The sequence below is a fragment of the Aromatoleum buckelii genome, from assembly GCF_012910785.2.
Taxonomy (GTDB): domain Bacteria; phylum Pseudomonadota; class Gammaproteobacteria; order Burkholderiales; family Rhodocyclaceae; genus Aromatoleum; species Aromatoleum buckelii.
In genome coordinates, this window is the sequence record NZ_WTVH02000010.1 from 530,034 (window position 1) to 549,457 (window position 19,424).

Here is a 19,424-nt window from a genome sequence, read left to right on the forward strand (position 1 = left end):
CTAATGTCACTCAATGACCCTCGCTGGGGCAACCAGGGGAATGACGACGGCAAACGCGGCGACGGAAATCGCGGCGGGAAACAGGGTCCCCCGGATCTCGAAGACATCTGGCGTGATTTCAACCAGCGGCTGTCGAGCATGTTCGGTGGCAAGCGGGGCGGACGCAACGGCGGCAGCGGTGGAGGCGGCGGCGGACCGCAGATGCCACAGATTTCTTTCCGCCAGTTCGGCGGCGGAATTGGCGCGCTGCTGGCGCTGATCTTCATCGTCTGGCTCGCGAGCGGTTTCTATATTGTCGACGCGAACCAGCGCGGCGTCGTGCTGCGCTTCGGCAACTTCGTCCAGACCACCGATCCCGGCCTGCGCTGGCGCCTGCCTTATCCGATCGAGAGCAATGAGATCGTCGATCTGACCGGGGTGCGAACCGTTGAGGTCGGGTATCGCGGCACCGAGCGCAACAAGGTGCTGCGCGAGTCGCTGATGCTGACCGATGACGAAAACATCATCAATATCCAGTTCGCGGTCCAGTACGTGCTGAGCAGCCCGGAGAATTACCTGTTCAACAACCGCTTTCCGGACGAGTCGGTGATCCAGGCCGCCGAATCGGCGATGCGCGAGATCGTCGGCAGAAGCAAGATGGACTTCGTGCTGTATGAAGGACGCGAGCAGATCGCGGCGAGCGCCCACGAACTGATCCAGAAAATTCTGGATCGTTACGAAACCGGCATCCAGGTCAGCCGCGTGACGATGCAGAATGCGCAGCCGCCGGAGCAGGTTCAGGCAGCCTTCGACGACGCGGTGAAAGCGGGTCAGGATCGCGAGCGCGCGCGCAACGAGGGCGAGGCCTACGCGAACGACGTGATACCGCGCGCCCGCGGAACGGCATCCCGTCTTATCGAGGAGGCGAATGCCTATCGGGAGCGGGTAGTGGCGAATGCCGAGGGCGAGGCGAGTCGCTTCACCCAGGTGCTCGAGGAATACCGGCGCGCACCGGACGTGACGCGCGAGCGGATGTATCTGGATACGATGCAGCACGTGATGTCGAATTCCAGCAAGGTGATGGTGGATGCGAAGGGCAACGGGAATCTGCTCCTGATGCCGCTGGACAAGCTGCTGCAGGGCGTCGGAACGGGGCAGGCAGCGCAGGAGCCGGTGACTTCGGCGCCTGCGACCCCGGCCGCACCCGTCCCGACACCGCGGGCCGACAGTTCCTTCGATGCCCGCAGCCGCGATGTGTTGCGTGACCGTGAGCGGGGAGAGCGTTGATGCGTGACAAGATGTCGCTCGTTGCGGGCGCGCTGCTGTTTATCGGCGTCCTTGCGTCAATGACGCTATTTACCGTCGATCAGCGTCAGTTCGCGGTCGTATTCCAGCTCGGCGAGGTCAAGGAAGTCATCGACAAGCCGGGCCTGAACTTCAAGTGGCCGATGATCCAGAACGTGCGCTTCTTCGACCGCCGCATCCTGACGATGGATACGCCGGAGCCGGAGCGCTTCATCACCGCGGAGAAGAAAAACGTCCTCGTCGACCACTTTGTCAAGTGGCGGATCATCGACCCGAAGCTCTATTACGTCTCGGTGGCCGGGGACGAGGCGCGCGCGCGCATCCGCCTGCTGCAGACGGTCAATTCCGGGCTGCGCGAGGAATTCGGCCGGCGCACGGTGCATGACGTGGTGTCCGGCGCGCGCGACCAGATCATGGAAGACATGCGTACGCGTGCCGACGAGGACGCGCGCAAGATCGGCGTCCAGATCCTCGATGTGCGGCTCAAGCGCGTCGATCTGCCGCTCGAGGTGTCGGAATCGGTCTATCGTCGCATGGAGGCGGAGCGCAAGCGCGTCGCCAACGAGCTGCGCTCGGAAGGCGGGGCGATTGCGGAGAAGATACGTGCCGATGCGGATCGTCAGCGCGAAGTCATCATCGCCGAGGCCTACCGCGACGCGCAGCAGGCCAAGGGTGCGGGCGACGCCAAGGCGACGGGCATCTACGGCGAAGCGTATGGCCGGAATCCGGAGTTCTACTCGTTCTACCGCAGCCTCGAGGCCTACCGCCAAGCTTTCGACAGCAAGAACGACCTGCTGGTCGTGGACCCGAGTTCGGAGTTTTTCAGATTCATGAAGGATTCCGGCGGGGGCAGCAAGAACTGAACGGATGGGCAACACCTTGTTGATGGCCTTCGCACTGATGCTGGTGATCGAAGGCATCCTGCCCTTTGTCGCGCCAGCCGCCTGGCGCGAAACTTTTTTGCGGCTGGCGCAGATGGCTGACGGTCAGATCCGGTTCATCGGATTGTCGTCGATGCTGATCGGCATCCTGCTGCTGTTTCTCCTTTCCTGACTATCATGCGCTGGGTTCTTCCCGATCACATCCAGGACGCGTTGCCGGCCGAGGCAGACAAGATCGAACGTCTGCGCCGTCGCCTGCTCGACGCGTTCCGCTCCCATGGCTATCAGCTCGTGGTGCCGCCGTTGCTCGAATATCTCGACTCCCTGACGACCGGAGCCGGGCAGGATCTCAAGCTGCGGACTTTCAAGCTCGTCGATCAGCTGTCCGGCCGCACGATGGGCGTGCGTGCCGACATGACGCCGCAGGTCGCACGCATCGACGCGCACCTGTTGAATCGTCGCGGCGTGTCGCGGCTGTGCTATTGCGGCAGCGTGCTGCATACCCTGCCTTCGACGCTCACGGCGACGCGCGAGCCGCTGCAGCTCGGCGCCGAACTGTATGGCCATGCGGGCCTCGAGGCCGACATCGAAATCATTCGGCTGCTCGCCGAGGTGATGCGCCTGGCGGAGGTCCCGGCGAGCCGCATCGACCTCGGGCACGTCGGCCTGTTTCGCGTGCTCGCGGCGCGCGCCGGCCTGGTGCCAGGGCGCGAGGAGGAACTCTTCGACCTGCTTCAGGCGAAGGATCTGCCGGACCTGCACGAGCTCGTCGCCGGCGTCGCCGAGCCGGTGCGCTCCGCACTGCTTGCGTTGCCGGGCCTCTACGGCGGCCCCGAGGTGCTCGACAAGGCGCGGGTGTGTCTGCCCGACGACGCCGAAATCCGCGCGGCGCTCGACGATCTGAGCCGCCTTGCCGCGGCGCTCGGCGACCTGCCGATCAGCTTCGATCTGGCAGACCTGCGCGGCTACCATTACCACAGTGGCGTCGTGTTCGCAGCTTACGGTGGAAGCTCGCCGGCGGCGCTCGCGCTCGGCGGGCGTTACGACCGGGTCGGGGAAGCTTTCGGCCGCGGACGGCCGGCTACCGGCTTCAGCCTCGACCTGCGCGAACTGGCGGTGCGCCTAGCGGATGCGGGGCAGCGCGGCGCGATCCTCGCGCCGGCCGACGGCGACGCTGGGCTGGAAGCGGTCATCGCACAATTGCGCAGCCGGGGCGAGGTCGTGATGACCGAACTCCCCGGCCATGACGGAAGCTGGAACGAGGCCGGTTGCGATCGGCAACTGATCAGGCGTGAGGGCCGCTGGACGGTCGAATCGCTTCAGGGAGAATGAAGTAAATGGCTAAGAACGTAGTGGTTGTCGGTACCCAGTGGGGCGATGAAGGCAAAGGCAAGATCGTCGACTGGCTGACCGATCATGCGCGCGGCGTGGTGCGCTTCCAGGGCGGGCACAACGCGGGTCACACGCTGGTGATCGGCGCGAACGAATACAAGCTGAACCTCGTGCCGTCGGGCATCGTGCGCGAAGGCGTCGCATGCTACATCGGCAACGGCGTCGTGCTCGACGCGCACCACCTGCTGTCCGAGATCCGCACGCTCGAGGCAGGCGGCATAAGGGTGCGCGACCGGTTGCGCATCAGCCCGGGCTGTCCGCTGATCCTCGGCTACCACGCGGCGCTGGATCGCGCGCGCGAGGCAGCGAAAAGCGCGGGCGACAAGATCGGCACGACCGGCAAGGGCATCGGCCCGACCTACGAGGACAAGGTCGCGCGGCGCGCGCTGCGCGTCTATGACATGTTCGACCGCGAGCGCTTTGCCGCAAAATTGCGCGCGAACCTCGACTATCACAATTTCGTGCTGACGCAGCACCTCGATGCCGAAGCGGTTGAATTCGAGCCGGTGTTCGAGCAGGCGATGGCCGATGCGGAAGAGATCCGGCCGATGGTCGCCGACGTCTCCGCCGAGCTGTATGCGGTCAACAAGTCCGGCGGCAGCCTGCTGTTCGAAGGCGCGCAGGGCACGTTGCTCGACATCGACCACGGCACCTATCCGTTCGTCACGTCGAGCAACTGCGTCGCCGGTCAGGCGGCCGCGGGCTCGGGAGTCGGTCCGGGGCGCCTGCATTACGTCCTCGGGATCACGAAAGCTTATTGCACGCGTGTCGGCGGCGGTCCGTTTCCGACCGAACTCGACATCGAGACCGCCGGCACGCCGGGGCAGCAGATGTCGTCGAAAGGGCGGGAGTTCGGCACGGTCACCGGACGCAAGCGCCGATGCGGCTGGCTCGACCTCGCCGCTTTGAAGCGCTCGATCATCATCAATGGCGTGACCGGCCTGTGCATCACGAAGCTCGACGTGCTCGACGGCCTGCCGGAGCTGAAGCTTTGCACCGGCTACATGCTCGACGGCCAGCGCATCGATCTGCTGCCGATGGGGTCCGAAGAGGTCACGCGCTGCGAGCCGATCTTCGAGACGATGGCGGGCTGGAGCGGCACGACTTTCGGCGCGCAGAGCTGGGACGCGCTGCCGCAGGAAGCGCGTGCGTATCTGCACCGCATCGAGGAGATCTGCGAGATTGCGATCGACGTGATCTCGACCGGCCCCGAGCGCGACGAAACGATCCTGCGCCGCCATCCTTTCGGTGCCTGAGAGCGCAAGTCGCGGCGCTCGCGCAGGGCTGGAAAAAGCAAAAGCCGGTCGAATGACCGGCTTTTGCTTGAATCTGGTGCCCAGAAGAGGACTCGAACCTCCACGCCTCGCGGCGCTAGTACCTGAAACTAGTGCGTCTACCAATTCCGCCATCTGGGCAGGCGGACGGAGTATACCGGCAAGTCGGGTTTTGGCAAAGTGGGGCGCCGACACCCGGCTGCAACGAGTTCACGACGCGAAGGATGGAACAGGAAGGACAGGCAACAAAAAAGCCGACTCAAGGTCGGCTTTCCTGCAGAACTGGTGCCCAGAAGAGGACTCGAACCTCCACGCCTCGCAGCGCTAGTACCTGAAACTAGTGCGTCTACCAATTCCGCCATCTGGGCAAGAGCCGCGCATTATAAGCATCAATCCGAGAATGTCAATGACTACAAGACCAAAAAATTCCAGACCGAAAACGAAGAGTCCTGCCGGCCCCGCGGGAAGCCACCCGCCGAGTGATATTCGGCGCGCCGATCCGTTCTTCGAGCGCGAATCCGCAGAGTACGAGAATCCGCTGCCGAGCCGCGAATATGTCGAGCAGACGCTCGCTGAGCAAGGGGTGCCGATGAGTTTCGCGGAGCTGTGCGGTGCGCTCGACGTCACCGCCGACGAAGCGCCGCTGTTCGAGCGCCGTCTGCGCGCGATGGAGCGCGACGGCCAGGTGATCCGCAACCGGCGCGATGCGTTCCTGCTGCCGGACAAGGCGGACCTGATCCGCGGCCGCGTCGCGGGGCATGCCGATGGCTTCGGCTTCCTGATCCGCGACGACGGGCAGCCCGATGTCTTTCTCGGGCCGAAGGAAATGCGTGAAGTGCTGCACGGCGACCGCGTGATCGCGCGTGTCACCGGCGTCGACCGGCGCGGCCGGCCCGAAGGCAAGATCGTCGAAGTGCTCGAACGCGCGAACGCCCGCGTCGTCGGGCGCGTGCTCGATGCGCACGGCGTTCAGGTGGTCGTGCCGGAAAACCGCCGTCTCGCCCAGGACATCCTGCTCGCGCCGGGGGGCAAGAAGACAGTGCCGGGCCAGGTCGTGACCGTTGAACTGATTGTGCAGCCGACGAAATTCGCGCAGCCGATCGGCAAGATTGTCGAAGTGCTCGGCAACTATGCCGATCCCGGCATGGAAATCGAGATCGCGCTGCGCAAGCATGAACTGCCGTACGAGTTTTCGCCCGAAGCAAAGGCCGAGACGCGCAAGCTGCCGCTCAAGGTGCGCAAGAAGGACTGGGCGGGCCGCGAGGACATCACGAACCTGCCGCTGGTGACGATCGATGGCGAAACGGCGAAGGACTTCGACGATGCGGTGTATTGCGAGCGCCAGGGCCGGGGTTTCCGGCTGATCGTCGCGATCGCCGACGTATCGCACTACGTCGAGGCCGGCGGCGGGCTCGACGCGGACGCGCAGGACCGCGGCAACTCGGTGTATTTCCCGCGCCGCGTGATCCCGATGCTGCCGGAAAAGCTCAGCAACGGGCTGTGTTCGCTGAATCCGCAGGTTGAACGCCTGTGCATGGTGTGCGACATGAGTATCTCGCCGACTGGTGCGATCAAGGCATACCGCTTCTACCCGGCCGTGATGTTCTCGCACGCGCGGCTCACATACAACCAAGTTGCCGCCGCGCTGTATGAACAGGATGCGGGCGCGCGCGAGGCAGTCGGCGCGCTGCTGCCGCACCTCGAAAATCTCGACAAGCTGTTCCGTGTGCTGCTCAAGGCGCGGGCGAAGCGCGGCGCGATCGACTTCGAGACGACCGAGACGCGGATGATCTTCGACGACGCCGGCAAGATCGAGCGCATCGTCCCCGAAGTGCGCAACGACGCGCATCGCCTGATCGAGGAATGCATGCTCGCGGCGAATGTCTGCGCCTCGGAATTCCTGCAGACTCGCGAACATCCGGCGTTGTACCGGGTGCACGAAGGACCGACGCCCGAGAAGCTCGAGAAGCTGCGCAACTTCCTCGCCGAGTTCGGCCTTGGCTTGGGCGGCGGCGACGAGCCGAAAGCGGGGGATTACGGCAAGCTACTCGAGAAAGTCAGAGAGCGCCCGGACGCGCAGCTGCTGCAGACGGTGATGCTGCGTTCGCTGCGTCAGGCGGTGTATAGCCCGGACAACGTCGGGCACTTCGGTCTCGCGTACGAAGCCTATACGCACTTCACATCGCCGATCCGGCGTTACCCGGACCTGCTTGTGCATCGCTCGATCAAGGCGGCGCTCGAGAACCGTACGTACGAGGCCGGTGACTGGGACCAGATCGGCATGCACTGCTCGGCCACGGAGCGGCGCGCCGACGAGGCGACGCGCGACGTCGTCTCATGGCTGAAGTGCTATTACATGCAGGACAAGGTCGGCGAGGAGTTTTCCGGCAGCGTGTCGGCGGTGGTACCCTTCGGCCTCTTCGTCGCCCTCGACGAAATTTTCATCGAGGGGCTGGTGCACATCTCGGATCTGGGCAGCGACTATTTCCACTATGACGAAACGCGCCACGAACTTGCCGGCGAGCGCACCGGGGCGCGTTACCGGCTTTCCGACCGCGTGCGCGTGCAGCTGGTGCGCGTCGATCTGGAGACGACCAAGATCGATTTTCGCCTGATCGAAGGGCCGCAGCGGCCGACCGAACGGGTCGGCAAGACCGCCAAGGAGCGCAAGCGGGCTGTGGGGGTCGAAGTCGGTGACGCGGGCGAGGTCGCCGAGGTCGCAAGCGCGGTCGTCAATGCGCCGGCCGCCCCGCGGACGGGACGCGGACGCAAACAGGTCGCGGCGCTGTTCCAGCCTCCCGTCACGGTCACGCCGGACGAGCAGGCGGCCTCGCCACAAGAGAAGGTCGCGAAGAAGCCCCGCAAGGCAAAGCCGGCTGGTGAACCGGCCACCGATAAACCCGCAACAGGTAAAAAGAAAGGCACCGCCCGTGGCTAACAAGTCCTCAAGCAACGAACGCCCGAGCCATACGACGGCAGCCGGCAGGCGCCCGGCGCATCAGCGCGACGCCGGCTCTGCCGCCGACAGCCGCGGCCCGGCACGAAGCCGCAAGGAGTCGGACCCGGGAGAGGCCCCCGACGCGCCTGCGGCGCGTGAAAGCCGCGGGGAGTCGCGGCTGATCTACGGTTTCCATGCCGTGCTCGGCAAGCTCAGACGCGACCCGGACTCGGTGTTCGAGCTTTACCTGTCCGGACAGCGTACCGATGCGCGCGCGAAAGACGTCGTGCGGCTCGCCGAGTCGCAGAACGTGCGCCTGATCCAGGCGGAGGCGGAGCGTCTCGACGGCATGGTCGGCACGCGCCGCCACCAAGGGGTCGTCGCGCGCGTCGATGCGAAGAGCCGCGAGCTGAAGCTTGCCGACGTCCTCGAAGTGCTCGAGGAAAACGCGCTAATCCTGGTGCTCGACGGCGTGCAGGACCCGCACAACCTCGGCGCCTGCCTGCGCGTCGCGGACGCTGTCGGCGCGCATGCCGTCGTGGCGCCGAAGGACCGCGCAGTCGGCCTCAATGCGACCGCAATCAAGGTCGCCAGCGGCGCCGCGGACAGCGTGCCGTACGTCACCGTGACGAATCTCGCCCGCGCGCTGCGCGAAATGCAGGAAGCGGGTATCTGGGTCGTCGGAGCGGCTGGCGAGGCGGAGAAATCGGTGTACGAAGTCGACCAGAAAGGGCCCGTCGCGTGGGTTCTCGGCGCCGAAGGCGACGGCCTGCGCCGGCTCACGCGCGAGACCTGCGACGAACTCGCCCGCATCCCGATGCTCGGCACCGTCGAGAGCCTGAATGTCTCGGTCGCGAGCGGCATCTGCCTGTTCGAGGCGCGGCGTCAGCGCAGCGCGCAGCTGGAGAGCACGGCACCCCAAGCGGGGGACCGCAGGACGGCCTGAACGGGATTTCCCGTTTCGTATGCGGCCTGCCCGCGGCGCATCGGGGCAGGCTGCTTTCTTGCAAGCGCCCGACGCGTGGCTATCGCCGAGCGACCCCGGCGGTTGCGGCCCTCGTCAAAGCCGCATCGCTCGCAATCGGTTCAGCCGGCCGAAAGATCCACTCGTCGTAGCGCGCCGCACTGGGCGCAGCGGGGCCTAGCTCGGGCGGCAGATCGGCCTTGCGGATCGGTTCACCGGTCGCCCGGCTGTGAATGCCGACGATCGCCTGGCCCTCCCGCACCAGCCCCCAGTCCGGGTGCCCGGTCAGGGGGTCGGGGTAGATGCGCCGCAGATGACGCCTGACGGTCGGGAAGCGGCGATCTTCGACGAGTTCATCGAGGCTCGTCGGCCACGCCGGAGCCCCCGGCGAGTCGGCATGGTAGCGGCCGATCGCGCGGGCGATCTCGCTGCCGATGAAGAGAAGCTCGGCCTCGCGTTCGCGCGCCGCCACTTTCTGCCACACGACTCCGACCTCCGCTGCGAACAATCCCAGCGCAGCGGCGGCAAACAGCACCAGGAGATAGGTATAGCCGCGCTGGTGCTTACCAGTCCGCATAATTCCCGCCATCGGAGGCCTGTCCTGGGGCGCCGCTGCGAATGTCCCAGACACCGTCGTTTTCGCCGTCGCCGTCCGGCGGCGCCAGGAACTCCCACGTCGCGTCGGATTCGGTGATCGGATCCTTCGGCACCGCGCGCAGGTAGCGCCGGCTCACCAGGTCGTCCAGCTTCTGCGGATAGATCCCGGTATCGGCGCGGTACTTGTCGATGGCGTCGCGCACGACGGCGAGGGACTGCCGCAGCGTCGCTTCGCGCACCCGGTCCAGGTGGTTGAAATAGCGCGGCGCCGCAATCGACAGCAGGGTCGCGATGATCGCCATCACCACCAGCAGTTCGATCAGCGTGAAACCGGCCGGGCGGGACGGGCCGCGCGAAACGTTCGGGGAGCGGTGCTCAGTCATGTCCGGTCCGGATTTCTCTACCATTCGCGGTACGGGATCCCGTTCAGCCCGACTCGTCGTGACACCGAGTGAATATCGAAAACGTCCTCGCCTTCGGCCGGCGTCTCCGGCGGGCTCGCATAACTGCGTAGGCCCCAAGTGCGTTCGGCGGGCACGCTCGGGTCGGTGAAGAAGGGGTCGCGCGGAATGCGCCGCAGAAAATAGATTTTCCGGCTGTTCGGATCGGTGATGTCGGGCACGCCCTTGACGAGCGCGGCGAGGTCGGGCGGATAGCCCGAAGCTCCGGCCTCGCGCTCGATCCGGTTCGCGTCGAAAGCGGCCTTGTAGGCGTCGATGCCGCTGCGAATCGCGCGCAGCGCCGCGCGCAGTTCCGACTCCCGCGCGCGCTGCGCGGTGAGCTCGGCAAGCGGCATCGCGGCGCTCGCGAGCACGGCGACGATCGCAACCGTCACGACGAGTTCGATGAGCGTGAAGCCGCGCACCGCTCTTGCGCTCACGTTGCCCTCCTCAAAGCGTTACCTCGAGGCTGACGACGCCTCCGCTGCCTTCGGGCGTCGTGGTTTCACCGCTGCTGCGGCGCACGATCGCCTCGTCGAGCGAGATATCGAGCGTGCCGCTCGTGCCCGGACGCACGACGAACGGCACCTGGACAGTGACGTGCTCCACGCCCGCGGGGAGGTCGACGCTGATTCGGCCATTCCCGGCCGGCTGGCCGCCCGCAGGTTCAAGACGCAGCGGATCGAAGCCGAGGATGGCTTCGCCCCCGGCGATCGAGCCCGGCACGACGAGATCGAGCGTGACGTGAATCCGCTCCCCGCTGCGGGCCGTGGACGGCCCCTGGATGCTCAGGACGGCCGGGCCGTCCGGCTCCGTCGCGGGCGGCGCGAGCGGCGGTGCGTCGTCCGGGAGCGATGGCCTGCGGGGGAGGGCGTCGGGCGGCTGGCTCGGCGCGCCCGTATCCGAACCCCACAGCCCGAGACTGCCGGGCAGGGTCGGGCCGAGCGCGAGCCGCGCCGCGCCGATGCTCGCGTCGGTGCCCGCAGGCAGGTCGGCACGCGCGAGCGACGGGGCGACGATGTTGCGCACGATGCGCGGCGTGATCAGCAGGACGATCTCGGTCTTGCTCGCATTGTTGCGCTCACTCGAGAACAGGCGGCCGATCAGCGGCAGGTCGCCCAGGCCGGGCAGGCGCTGCGCGCTGCGGCGTTCCTCGTCGCTGATCAGGCCGGCGAGGACCTGGGTCTCACCGTTTCGCAGCCGCAGCACCGTCGCGGCGCTGCGCGTGCCGACCTGATAGGCCAGCGAATCCGACGGCCCCGGCACTTCGCGGACGATGTTGCTGACTTCGAGCGCGACCTTGATCGCGACTTCGTCATCGAGCGTCACCGCCGGTTCGACGTCGAGCTTCAGGCCGACGTCGAGGTAGCTCACCGATGCCGAAACCCCGACGTTCGCGGTCGACGTCGTCGTGAACACGGGCAACTTCTCGCCGATGTGAATCTTCGCTTTCTCGCGGTTCTTCACTCGGATGCGCGGGTTCGCGAGCAGGTTCGTGTCGCCGTCCTCGGCGCGCAGGCGAAGGGTCAGGGCCGGATTCGTCACGTAGCCGGTGAGGTCGCCCCACTGCGCCCGCGGCACGACGCCCGGCGCGATCTCGCTGCCGGGCAGCGTGACGACTTCGCTGACGATTCCGGCTGCAGTCTGGGTCTGAGTGATCTGCTGCTGGCTGCGCAGCAGGCCATAACCGATCTCGTCGGGAAAATCGAGGCCGAGCTCGCGCAGTTTGCTGCGCGCCACTTCCAGCACTTCGACCTCCAGCATGACTTCGGGCTCGGCGACGTCGAGCGAGGCGAGCAGGCGTTCGGCGAGGCGGACTGCTTGGGGCGTGTCCTTGATCACCAGCAGGTTGAGCTTCTCGTCGATGAACATGTCCTTGCTCTTGACCAACTGCTTGAGCAGGCTCTGGGCCTGTTTTGCGTCGGCGTTCGCGAGGTAGAAGCTGCGCGTCACGAGTTCCTGGTAGTCGCGCTGCTTCGCCGGAGTCGCGGGATAGATCAGTACTGAATTCGCGTTAAGCACCTTGCGCTCGATCTGCTGCGTGATGGCGACCAGCTTGATGACTTCGTCGACCGAGCTGTCGCGCACGAAAAGCGTCACCGGCGCATCGATCCTGACGTCGCGGTCGAAGACGAAATTGAGCCCGGCCGCGTGCGACAGCGCCTCGAAAACCACGCGCAGCGGCGCATCGCGAAACTGCAGGCTCACCGGCTTCGCGAGCGGACCGCTGAGCGCCTCGGCCGGCGGTGCCCGACGCTCGGCGCGCTCCTCGATGTCGCGCAGCAGCCTGCGCGCGCGGGCGTTGTTCGGTGCTCCGGCGAGCAGCCCGCGCACGAGCCGCTCGGCGGTCGCGAGGTCGTTCCGCGCCCACGCGGCTTCGGCCTCGGCGAATTGCGCCGCGCGGCGCCGGTCGGCTTCGATCGCCTCGAGCCCGGCCCGGGCGCGAGGATGATCGGGATCGATCTCCTGTGCCTCGCGATAGCGTCGTGCGGCTTCGTCCAGACGTCCCGCCGCGCGGGCGCGTTCGGCGTCCGCGAGGTGCTCCGCGGTGAGCAGCTCGCGCTGCCGGAGGTAATAGGCGCGCAGTTCGGGATCGTCGGGCGTATCGCGCACTGCCTGCTGCAGGCGGATGAAAGCCTCGGTGCGATCGCCGCCGGAAAATTCGGCGCGGCTACGTTCGACCGGGTCTTTCGTCGTGCTGCATGCGGAAAGAAAGGAGGTCAGCACCAGGACAGCGAAAATCGCGCGCCCGTAGTCCATCCACTTCGCCCCCGGATCGCGACGGCCCCGCTGCCCGGGCGGAATGCGGAAAATCGGTAGGAATGTCGCCATGGCGATGCGTGTACTGAGGATCATGACGAGCCCGAAACGGTGAGTACCTGGCGCGTGCGCCGCGGCAGATAAGTGAATTCGATGAAGGCGGTCGTGACGCGTTCGACCCGGTAGCGGTCGTCGATGGTGTCGTGCGCGCGCACGACGCGCAGTTGTTCGCCTTCGAGGAGGAACGCAGTCAGCTCGCCGCGTTCTTCCAGCGCGCCGACGAAGCGAAAAGGTAAGGGCGGCGCGTCGGGTACGGGGGACGGGACTGCCAGCTCGGCGGGAGGGTGAAGCTGCATTGGCGGCAGGATGTCGGCGGCCACGTCCGGCAGAGGCGCGCGGTCGACGCTCAACCCGTTCAGCGACGGCATCGGCTGCGGCACGCGGGCGCGCCGGGTCGTTGCCGGCGCGCGCCGGCTGTCGCGAACCGCGCTGTCTTCATCCGCCGCCAAGCCGGTCTCGTCCTCCAGCGAAGCCGCCCACCAGGTTGCCGCCAAGGTGGCGACGAGCGCGGCGCCGATGACGAACCTGCGGCGTTTGTCTCGCGTCATCGCTCCTTCCTCACAAAAAGCACGAACCGCGCCTCGCCTTCAACCTCGCTGCTTCGGGAGGCGGCGCGCTTGACAGACAGCGACTCCAGCGCGAGTTCGGGCATCTCGCGCAGCGTCTCGGCAAGCCAGGCGTAGACGCGCGTGAAGTTGCCGCTGATCGGAAGCGCAAGCGAGATGTGCTCCAGCGGGGTGTCAGGGACGTCGGCGCTGTCGTAACTGGCGCCCTCGATCGCGATGCCTTGCGCTTCGGCCATTGCATGCAGGTGGTCGAGCCTCGCCGGCAATGCCGCCCTCACCGGAAACGCCGCGTAATAGCGGTCGATTCGGCTGCGGGGATCGGGCGTCGCATGCGCTGCAGGTCGCGCGGGACGCAACAGCCGGGCGCGCTCCTCGGCGAGCGCGTCGCGTTGCGCGCCGATCTCGGCGTCGCCGGAGAATCCGAACGCCAAGGCAAAGGCGAGCAGCGATGCGCCGAGCGCACCGGGCCAGCCCGCGTGCAGGATCGCCCGCAGGACCGCTTCCTGGAGGCGCGCACCATGCCTCATCGCGCAGTTCTCCAGCGCGCGCTGGTGGCAAAACGCACGACGTCGCCCCCGTCGCCACTCGTCCATTCATGGCGATCGATGCGTGCATCGCGCAGCCCGCCTTGTTGCTGCAGGCGGTGGAGATGGTCGAAGGCGGCGCCGAGCGCGGGCGCTTCGCCAACGAGACGCAGGGTTCCGCCCGCAGCGTCGGCATGGATTTCGAGAAGCGCGGCGTCGTCGCTGCGCGTGCGCGCAAGCGCGGCGAAGAGGCCGCTCCAGTCCGCATTCCTTTGCGCCGCGACCTTATTCGCTGCCTGAACTTCCTTCGCCGAAGGGGGAGGCGACGGGGGCGCAGGGGCTGCCGAAAGCTTGCGCTGCAGCTGGTGGCGCAGGCGGGCGACGATCGCTTCGCGCTCGGCGAGGTCGGTCCGGGCGGCTTCGAACGCCACTACCTCGAAGCCGACGGCGACGAGCCCGACGCTCAGCAGCACCCAGCCGAGCCAGCCGGAACGGCGGCGAAGCGGCGCGAAATCGAGGACCAGCGGCGCTGGGGCGCCGCGAATCAGGGCCATGAAGCGTCTCCCGTGTCTTCGATGCTCCAGCCCGCAGGCGCGGCGGGTGCGATGCCGGAGGTATAGAGCGCGCCTGCGCGATCCGCCCCCGCCATGCGCAGCGTCCAGCTCTCGAGCGTCTGGCGCAGGACCTGCGCGCCGTCCTCGCCCACGTTCTGGCTGCGCAGCGCCTGCCACGCCCCGTCGCGCCATAAGCCGACGGTGAGCCGGGAGCCACGTGCTACCGCGAGCGCACCGAACGCTCCCGGAGCGCTGTCGAGGCGGCGCTGCAACCGGTTGAAGCGATGCACGAAGCAACCTGCGACGCCGACGAGGCGCAGCCGGCGTGCGCGGGCGAAAGCCTGGAGCGCATCGGTCACGCTGCGCTGCGCTGCGCACGCGAGGACCGGGAAGTGCACCGGGCCGCGGTCGAATGCGAAAGTCCATTCCGGCTCGGCGACGCCGTGTACCTCGCGGAAACGGTGGGCGAGGTAAGCGTGACGCTCCTCGCGGCCGCGCAACGCAGCGGGCCAGAGCACGACCAGGTAGCGCAGCCAGCTGTCGTCGATGACGACCTGCAGGCGGCTGCGCGCGGGGGTGGCGCTGGCCTCGAGCGCTTCCAGCGCGGCCGCCGGCGTCGCTTCGCCGAACGCGATCCGGCGCGCGCCCGCCCCCGTGCCGAGCGTCCATGCCCCGGCTTCGAGACACAGCAGCAGATCAGCCGAGGAGCGTGACACGGTTCAACTCCTGGAGGGTCGTTTCCCCTTTCTCCACCAGCTGCGTGACGGCGGTGCGCAAAGAGCGGAAGCCGCGGCGATGCGCCGCCTCCTTCATGCTGCGCAGGGGCGCGCGGCTGACGATCAGTTCGCGCAGCTCGTCGTCGAGGAGCAGCACTTCGGCGACGGCCCGTCGGCCACGGTAGCCCGAGCCGCGACAGTGGCCGCAGCCGGTGCCGGCGCGGTAACGGAAGCTTGCGCTGTCGCCCAGTTGCGACTCGGCGACGAGCTGCGGGTCGGGGACGACGTCGCGGCTGCAGTGCGGGCAGTTGATCCGCACGAGGCGCTGGGCGACCGCGCCGTTAAGGGCGCCGACGAGGTTGTAGGGATCGATCCCCATGTGCATGAAGCGGCCGATCACATCGAACACGCTGTTGGCGTGTACGGTCGTGAACACCAGGTGGCCGGTGAGCGCGGCCTGCACGGCGATCTCGGCAGTATCGGGGTCGCGGATCTCGCCGACCATGATCTTGTCCGGGTCGTGACGCAGGATCGAACGCAGGCCGCGGGCGAACGTGAGGCCTTTTTTTTCATTCACCGGAATCTGCAGCACGCCGGCGAGCTGATATTCGACCGGGTCCTCGATCGTGACGATCTTGTCCAGTCCGTGGTTGGTTTCGCCGAGCACCGCGTAGAGCGTCGTCGTCTTGCCACTGCCGGTAGGCCCGGTGACGAGGAGCATGCCGTAAGGCTCGCTGGCGAGGCGGCGCAGCAGGCTGCGCGAGCCCGGATCGAATCCGAGCGCCTCGAGCGTCAGGCCGCTCATCTCGCGCGTCAGGTGCTCCTTGTCGAGGATGCGCAGCACTGCGTCCTCGCCATGGATGCTGGGCATGATCGACACGCGGAAGTCGATCTCGCGCCCGCCCGCCTGCGCTTTGAAGCGACCGTCCTGGGGCACGCGGCTTTCGGCGATGTCGAGCTCGGCCATCACCTTGAGGCGCGAAATCGCCTGTTCGGCCAACTCGTTGCCGGAAGCGCCGCCGACGCGGGAGAGGACGCCGTCGACGCGATACTTGATGACGAGGCCGCCGGGCACTGCCTCGAGGTGGATGTCGCTCGCGCCCTGTTTGAGCGCGTCGTAGAGCGTGGAATTGACCAGCTTCACGACAGGACTCGCGTCGGCGCTGATGCGCCGCAGCGACAGGTCCTCGACGTCATCGCTGCCACTGCCGGCCTCGCGCGCGTCGGTCACGCCGGCGGCGCGGCGCACTTCGTCCTCGTGGCGCGCCAGACAGCCGCCGAGGTCGTCGCGGTCCGCGAGCGCCAGCGTGAAAGGCTCGACCAGACGCGCGCCGAGGCCGTCGAGCAGGTCGTCATCGAACGGATCGGCCAGCACCACCAGCAGCGCCCCGTGCTCGTCCCGCACGGCGACGCATTCGCGCCGCAGCGAAGTCTCGAAGTCGATCGCGGCGAAGTCGGGAGCGAGATTCATCAGGCGGGCAGGGGCGACGACGGGCAGATGGACGGTTGCCCCGAGACGCGCCAGCCGCTCGGCGGGCGCGGCTTCGAGCCGGGCGAGCGCATCGAGCAGCCGGCCTCCGGCCGCGCGCGCAGCGGCGAGTTCGTTCGCGGAGAAAGGCGGGCGCTGCGGGCGTGTCAAGTCGTGCCCGGGGATCACGGCTTCGTGGTTCATCCGATCGTTTCGGCGAGCTGGAAGATCGGCAGGTACATCAGCACGACGATCAGGCCGATCGCGCAGCCGATGATGAGCATCAGCAGCGGTCCGAACAGGCGGGTGAGCCATTCGACCTGCCGCGCGGTGTCGTTTTCGTGGAATTCGGCCGAGCGGGTCAGCATCTCGCCGAGATTGCCGGCGCGTTCGCCCACTTCCAGCATGCGCAGCGCCACTCGGGTCGTGAGGCCGTGGGCCGCGAGCGTCGCGGAAAATGCGCGGCCTTCGCGAATGCCTTCGATCGCGAGTTCGAGGCTGCCACGCAACCCCGGCGAAAGCAGGCCGGCGACCATGCGCAGCGCGGTGATCGCCGGAATTCCTCCTGACAGCAGCATGCCCAGCGTGCGGTAAAAGCGGGCGAGCTGGAACACCCTCAGCCGCTTGCCCAGCACGGGCAGCTTCCAGAGCTGGCGACCGGCCGCGGCGCGCAGCGCCGGAGCGCGCGCCGTAGCGATCGTGGCGAAGACGACCCCCAGCACGATGACGCCGAGCCCGGCCGCGTGATGTTCGACGAATTGGCCCCAGTCGAGCAACACCCGCGACAGCCACGGAAGATTGCCGCCGACGTCGGCGTAGATATGCGAGAAGCGCGGTACCACGTAGCCCAGCAGGAAAAGCACGACCAGCCCACCGACCGCCAGCAGCAACACCGGATAGATCGCCGCGCTCACGAGTTTGCCGCGCAGCGTCTCGACCTGTTGCTGGTACGCGATGTAACGCTCCAGTGCGAGGTCGAGATTGCTGGTGCGTTCCGCCGCCCGGATCATCGCGATGTAGAACGACGGAAACGCTTCGGACGCGCCTTCCAGTGCGTTCGACAGCGAGCGCCCTTCGCGCAGTGCGCCTTGCAGCTTCAGCAGCACGGCTCGCACGGCCCGGCGGCCTTCCCCTTCAGCCAGGGCGGAAATCGCCTCGGCGAGCGGAATGCCCGCACGCAGCAGGGCGAGCATCTCCTGATTGAACAGCAGCAGCGGAAAGCGCCCGGCGACGCGCGAGGCGCCCGCAGTCGCGCGCAGGGTCAGGATCGACAGCCCCTGCGCCGCGGCGAGCGCCCGCGCTTCGCCCTCGCTGGTGGCTTCCAGCTCGGTTTCGATCACGGACGCGTCGGCGGCGAGGGCCTTGAGGCGGTAGCGCATGAAGGGCCGCGGCGCTTACCAGTTCACCACATCCGCCCCGTCGCCTTCGCCGCCGGGTTGGCCGTCGGCACCGAAAGAGTAGAGGTCGAACTCGCTGCGTTCGCCCGGATAGCGATACTCATAGGACTTCCCCCACGGATCGCTGGGCACGGCCTTGCGCAGGTAAGGGCCCTCCCAGCGTTCCTCGCCGGGCGAGTTCACCAGCGCATCGAGGCCTTGCTCAGTGGAAGGATAGTGGCCGAGGTCGAGGCGGTACTGGTCGAGCGCCTTTTCCAGCGCGTCGATCTGCGCGCGGGCGGTCTTGACTTCGGATTTGCCGATCTGCGCGAAAAAGCGTGGGCCGACGTAGCCGGCGAGAAGGCCGATGATGACCATCACGACGAGCAGTTCGAGCAGGGTGAAGCCGCGCGGACGGCGGGAGAAACGGGCAGCCCCACTCGGCGGCGGCCGAGTTGCAGTCATGACCATCCTGTCTTCTGCGTTTTCTCGTGATAAATCAGGCGCGAAATTGTCGCATGGCACCGCCAAAGCAGGGGCGGCGGCCTTTCTCCGCCGTCGTGCTGCGCGAGGGCGAGGCACCGCGCAGAAAAAAATCGGACTTTCGGTAGCAGCTTTCATCTGTCAAGCAACTTTCGCACGCTGTCGGCGATTTTTACACATAGCCTTAACGCGGAAGAGAAAAGCCAAAAAAACGCTTTCCAATCATCTGTGTACGTGTTCGGTACGGAATGTGCTTTAGACGCCGTGAAGGGGAGTAAATCGTTTTGAGACCCCTGCGCAACAAACACGGAGATGAGGGCTGGATCATGAAAATCGTGCATAAAACTTTAGCGGCCGCATTGAGTCTCGCCTTCGCAGGCGCAGTGCATGCCCAACCGACCTTGCAACTGGATATCCTCGGCGGCGTATACGATCCCGATACCCAAACGGTCATCGCCCAAGACGACACGTTCACGCTGTATGCGTATCTGATTCCCGACGCGTCCAGCACGCTGACCGACACCTACGGGTTGTCGATGGCGGTTGTTCCCCCGACGGGGCCCGCGGACTCGGATCTGGGATCGTTCACGTTCAACAGCGGCACGATCGCCGTGACTGCGGACATGACCTATGGCGTGCCGCCGATCGAAACCGTCGCGACACAACTCTCCGATCCCGGTGATCTCGCCGACCACAGCATCTTCGACACTTTCTTCTCCGAATACACCTTCGATTTTGTCGGGGCGTCCGAGTCCGGCGAATACAACACGCAGGACGATACCGGCCAAGGCCCGATCACAGGTACGGGCATGTTCTATCAGGCTTTTACCATCGACGTCGGGGATCTCGACGAAAGCGTTTCGATCCACTTCGACCTCTACAACCTCGAAGTGATTGCAAGCTGCGGCAACAACCCGAATTGCGTCGTCGGCGACGTCGACCAGTCCCTGTTCGCGCCGTTCTCCCATGACGCCCAGAGTGGCCCCGGCGGTGGGGGCGAGGGCGGCGAAGAGGAAGTTCCCGAGCCCGGTACGACCCTCCTCCTGGGAGCCGGCCTGCTGGGATTGTGGGCAATGCGCCGCAGGAAAACCGGGGCGTGATTGCGGCTCTCTTTGCGGCCTGATTCGGGCGAAGCGCGCAGGCAGTC

The 19,424-nt window shown here is 66.7% G+C and carries 19 protein-coding genes and 2 tRNA genes; 8 read left to right on the forward strand and 13 right to left on the reverse strand.

Going from position 1 to position 19,424, the window contains the following annotated elements; genetic code table 11:
* Positions 1-3: 3 nt before the first annotated feature.
* The 5 genes from hflK to GO608_RS13215 are packed head-to-tail and all read left to right on the forward strand — an operon-like array spanning position 4 to position 4,813.
* Positions 4-1,266: an FtsH protease activity modulator HflK gene (gene hflK, locus GO608_RS13195; protein ID WP_169198104.1), complete on the forward strand. Its 1,263-nt coding sequence runs from the start codon at positions 4-6 to the stop codon at positions 1,264-1,266.
* Positions 1,266-2,147: a protease modulator HflC gene (gene hflC / locus GO608_RS13200; protein ID WP_169198105.1), complete on the forward strand. Its 882-nt coding sequence runs from the start codon at positions 1,266-1,268 to the stop codon at positions 2,145-2,147. Before hflK ends, hflC begins: the two co-directional genes overlap by 1 nt.
* Before the next feature lie 4 nt (positions 2,148-2,151).
* Entirely contained in the window at positions 2,152-2,337 is a 186-nt protein-coding gene (locus GO608_RS13205; protein ID WP_053419978.1) for a DUF2065 domain-containing protein, read from the forward strand.
* Positions 2,338-2,342: 5 nt separating this feature from the next.
* Positions 2,343-3,497: an ATP phosphoribosyltransferase regulatory subunit gene (locus tag GO608_RS13210; protein ID WP_169198106.1), complete on the forward strand. Its 1,155-nt coding sequence runs from the start codon at positions 2,343-2,345 to the stop codon at positions 3,495-3,497.
* A 5-nt stretch (positions 3,498-3,502) separates the two neighbouring features.
* The gene (locus tag GO608_RS13215; protein ID WP_169198107.1) at positions 3,503-4,813 is read left to right on the forward strand and encodes an adenylosuccinate synthase; all 1,311 of its coding nucleotides are present in this window, start codon (positions 3,503-3,505) and stop codon (positions 4,811-4,813) included.
* Positions 4,814-4,887: 74 nt separating this feature from the next.
* On the opposite strand, the gene GO608_RS13220 is transcribed toward GO608_RS13215, so the two are convergent.
* Both GO608_RS13220 and GO608_RS13225 read right to left on the reverse strand, forming a co-directional pair.
* Positions 4,888-4,972, reverse strand: a tRNA-Leu gene (locus GO608_RS13220).
* A 142-nt stretch (positions 4,973-5,114) separates the two neighbouring features.
* A tRNA-Leu gene (locus tag GO608_RS13225) sits at positions 5,115-5,199 on the reverse strand.
* A 38-nt stretch (positions 5,200-5,237) separates the two neighbouring features.
* Here GO608_RS13225 and rnr point away from each other — a divergent pair.
* Positions 5,238-7,769 carry a ribonuclease R gene (gene rnr, locus GO608_RS13230; RefSeq protein ID WP_211159325.1) on the forward strand — a complete coding sequence of 844 codons (2,532 nt, stop codon included), beginning with the start codon at positions 5,238-5,240 and terminating at the stop codon, positions 7,767-7,769.
* Between the two features lie 178 nt (positions 7,770-7,947).
* The gene (gene rlmB / locus GO608_RS13235; protein ID WP_169198130.1) at positions 7,948-8,715 is read left to right on the forward strand and encodes a 23S rRNA (guanosine(2251)-2'-O)-methyltransferase RlmB; all 768 of its coding nucleotides are present in this window, start codon (positions 7,948-7,950) and stop codon (positions 8,713-8,715) included.
* Between the two features lie 79 nt (positions 8,716-8,794).
* On the opposite strand, the gene GO608_RS13240 is transcribed toward rlmB, so the two are convergent.
* From GO608_RS13240 to gspG, 11 genes are read right to left on the reverse strand one after another with little or no spacing between them, the layout of a single operon-like run.
* Complete coding sequence (locus GO608_RS13240) at positions 8,795-9,310, reverse strand: type II secretion system protein (protein WP_247003120.1); 516 nt, start codon at positions 9,308-9,310, stop codon at positions 8,795-8,797.
* Positions 9,297-9,713: a type II secretion system protein gene (locus GO608_RS13245; protein ID WP_169198109.1), complete on the reverse strand. Its 417-nt coding sequence runs from the start codon at positions 9,711-9,713 to the stop codon at positions 9,297-9,299. The genes GO608_RS13240 and GO608_RS13245 overlap by 14 nt, the downstream gene beginning before the upstream one ends.
* A gap of 17 nt (positions 9,714-9,730) precedes the next feature.
* Positions 9,731-10,210 carry a type II secretion system protein gene (locus GO608_RS13250; RefSeq protein ID WP_169198110.1) on the reverse strand — a complete coding sequence of 160 codons (480 nt, stop codon included), beginning with the start codon at positions 10,208-10,210 and terminating at the stop codon, positions 9,731-9,733.
* Between the two features lie 10 nt (positions 10,211-10,220).
* Positions 10,221-12,602, reverse strand: coding sequence for a secretin N-terminal domain-containing protein (locus GO608_RS13255; RefSeq protein WP_247003122.1), 2,382 nt, complete (start codon positions 12,600-12,602; stop codon positions 10,221-10,223).
* 20 nt (positions 12,603-12,622) lie between these two features.
* Positions 12,623-13,138, reverse strand: a complete 516-nt coding sequence (locus GO608_RS13260) for a hypothetical protein (protein WP_169198111.1) — start codon at positions 13,136-13,138, stop codon at positions 12,623-12,625.
* Positions 13,135-13,683, reverse strand: coding sequence for a hypothetical protein (locus tag GO608_RS13265; RefSeq protein ID WP_169198112.1), 549 nt, complete (start codon positions 13,681-13,683; stop codon positions 13,135-13,137). The genes GO608_RS13260 and GO608_RS13265 overlap by 4 nt, the downstream gene beginning before the upstream one ends.
* A complete protein-coding gene (locus tag GO608_RS13270) occupies positions 13,680-14,234 on the reverse strand; it encodes a hypothetical protein (RefSeq protein ID WP_169198113.1) in 555 nt (184 codons plus the stop codon). The genes GO608_RS13265 and GO608_RS13270 overlap by 4 nt, the downstream gene beginning before the upstream one ends.
* Positions 14,225-14,950, reverse strand: coding sequence for a hypothetical protein (locus GO608_RS13275; protein ID WP_169198114.1), 726 nt, complete (start codon positions 14,948-14,950; stop codon positions 14,225-14,227). The genes GO608_RS13270 and GO608_RS13275 overlap by 10 nt, the downstream gene beginning before the upstream one ends.
* A complete protein-coding gene (locus tag GO608_RS13280; protein ID WP_169198115.1) occupies positions 14,931-16,622 on the reverse strand; it encodes a GspE/PulE family protein in 1,692 nt (563 codons plus the stop codon). The genes GO608_RS13275 and GO608_RS13280 overlap by 20 nt, the downstream gene beginning before the upstream one ends.
* On the reverse strand, positions 16,619-17,797 hold the full coding sequence (locus tag GO608_RS13285; protein WP_169198116.1) for a type II secretion system F family protein: 1,179 nt from the start codon (positions 17,795-17,797) through the stop codon (positions 16,619-16,621). The genes GO608_RS13280 and GO608_RS13285 overlap by 4 nt, the downstream gene beginning before the upstream one ends.
* A 15-nt stretch (positions 17,798-17,812) precedes the next feature.
* On the reverse strand, positions 17,813-18,259 hold the full coding sequence (gene gspG / locus GO608_RS13290) for a type II secretion system major pseudopilin GspG (RefSeq protein ID WP_169198117.1): 447 nt from the start codon (positions 18,257-18,259) through the stop codon (positions 17,813-17,815).
* 344 nt (positions 18,260-18,603) lie between these two features.
* Here gspG and GO608_RS13295 point away from each other — a divergent pair, with 344 nt between their 5' ends.
* Positions 18,604-19,377 (forward strand): choice-of-anchor N protein, encoded by a 774-nt coding sequence (locus GO608_RS13295; RefSeq protein WP_247003124.1) that lies wholly within the window; start codon positions 18,604-18,606, stop codon positions 19,375-19,377.
* Positions 19,378-19,424: the final 47 nt, after the last annotated feature.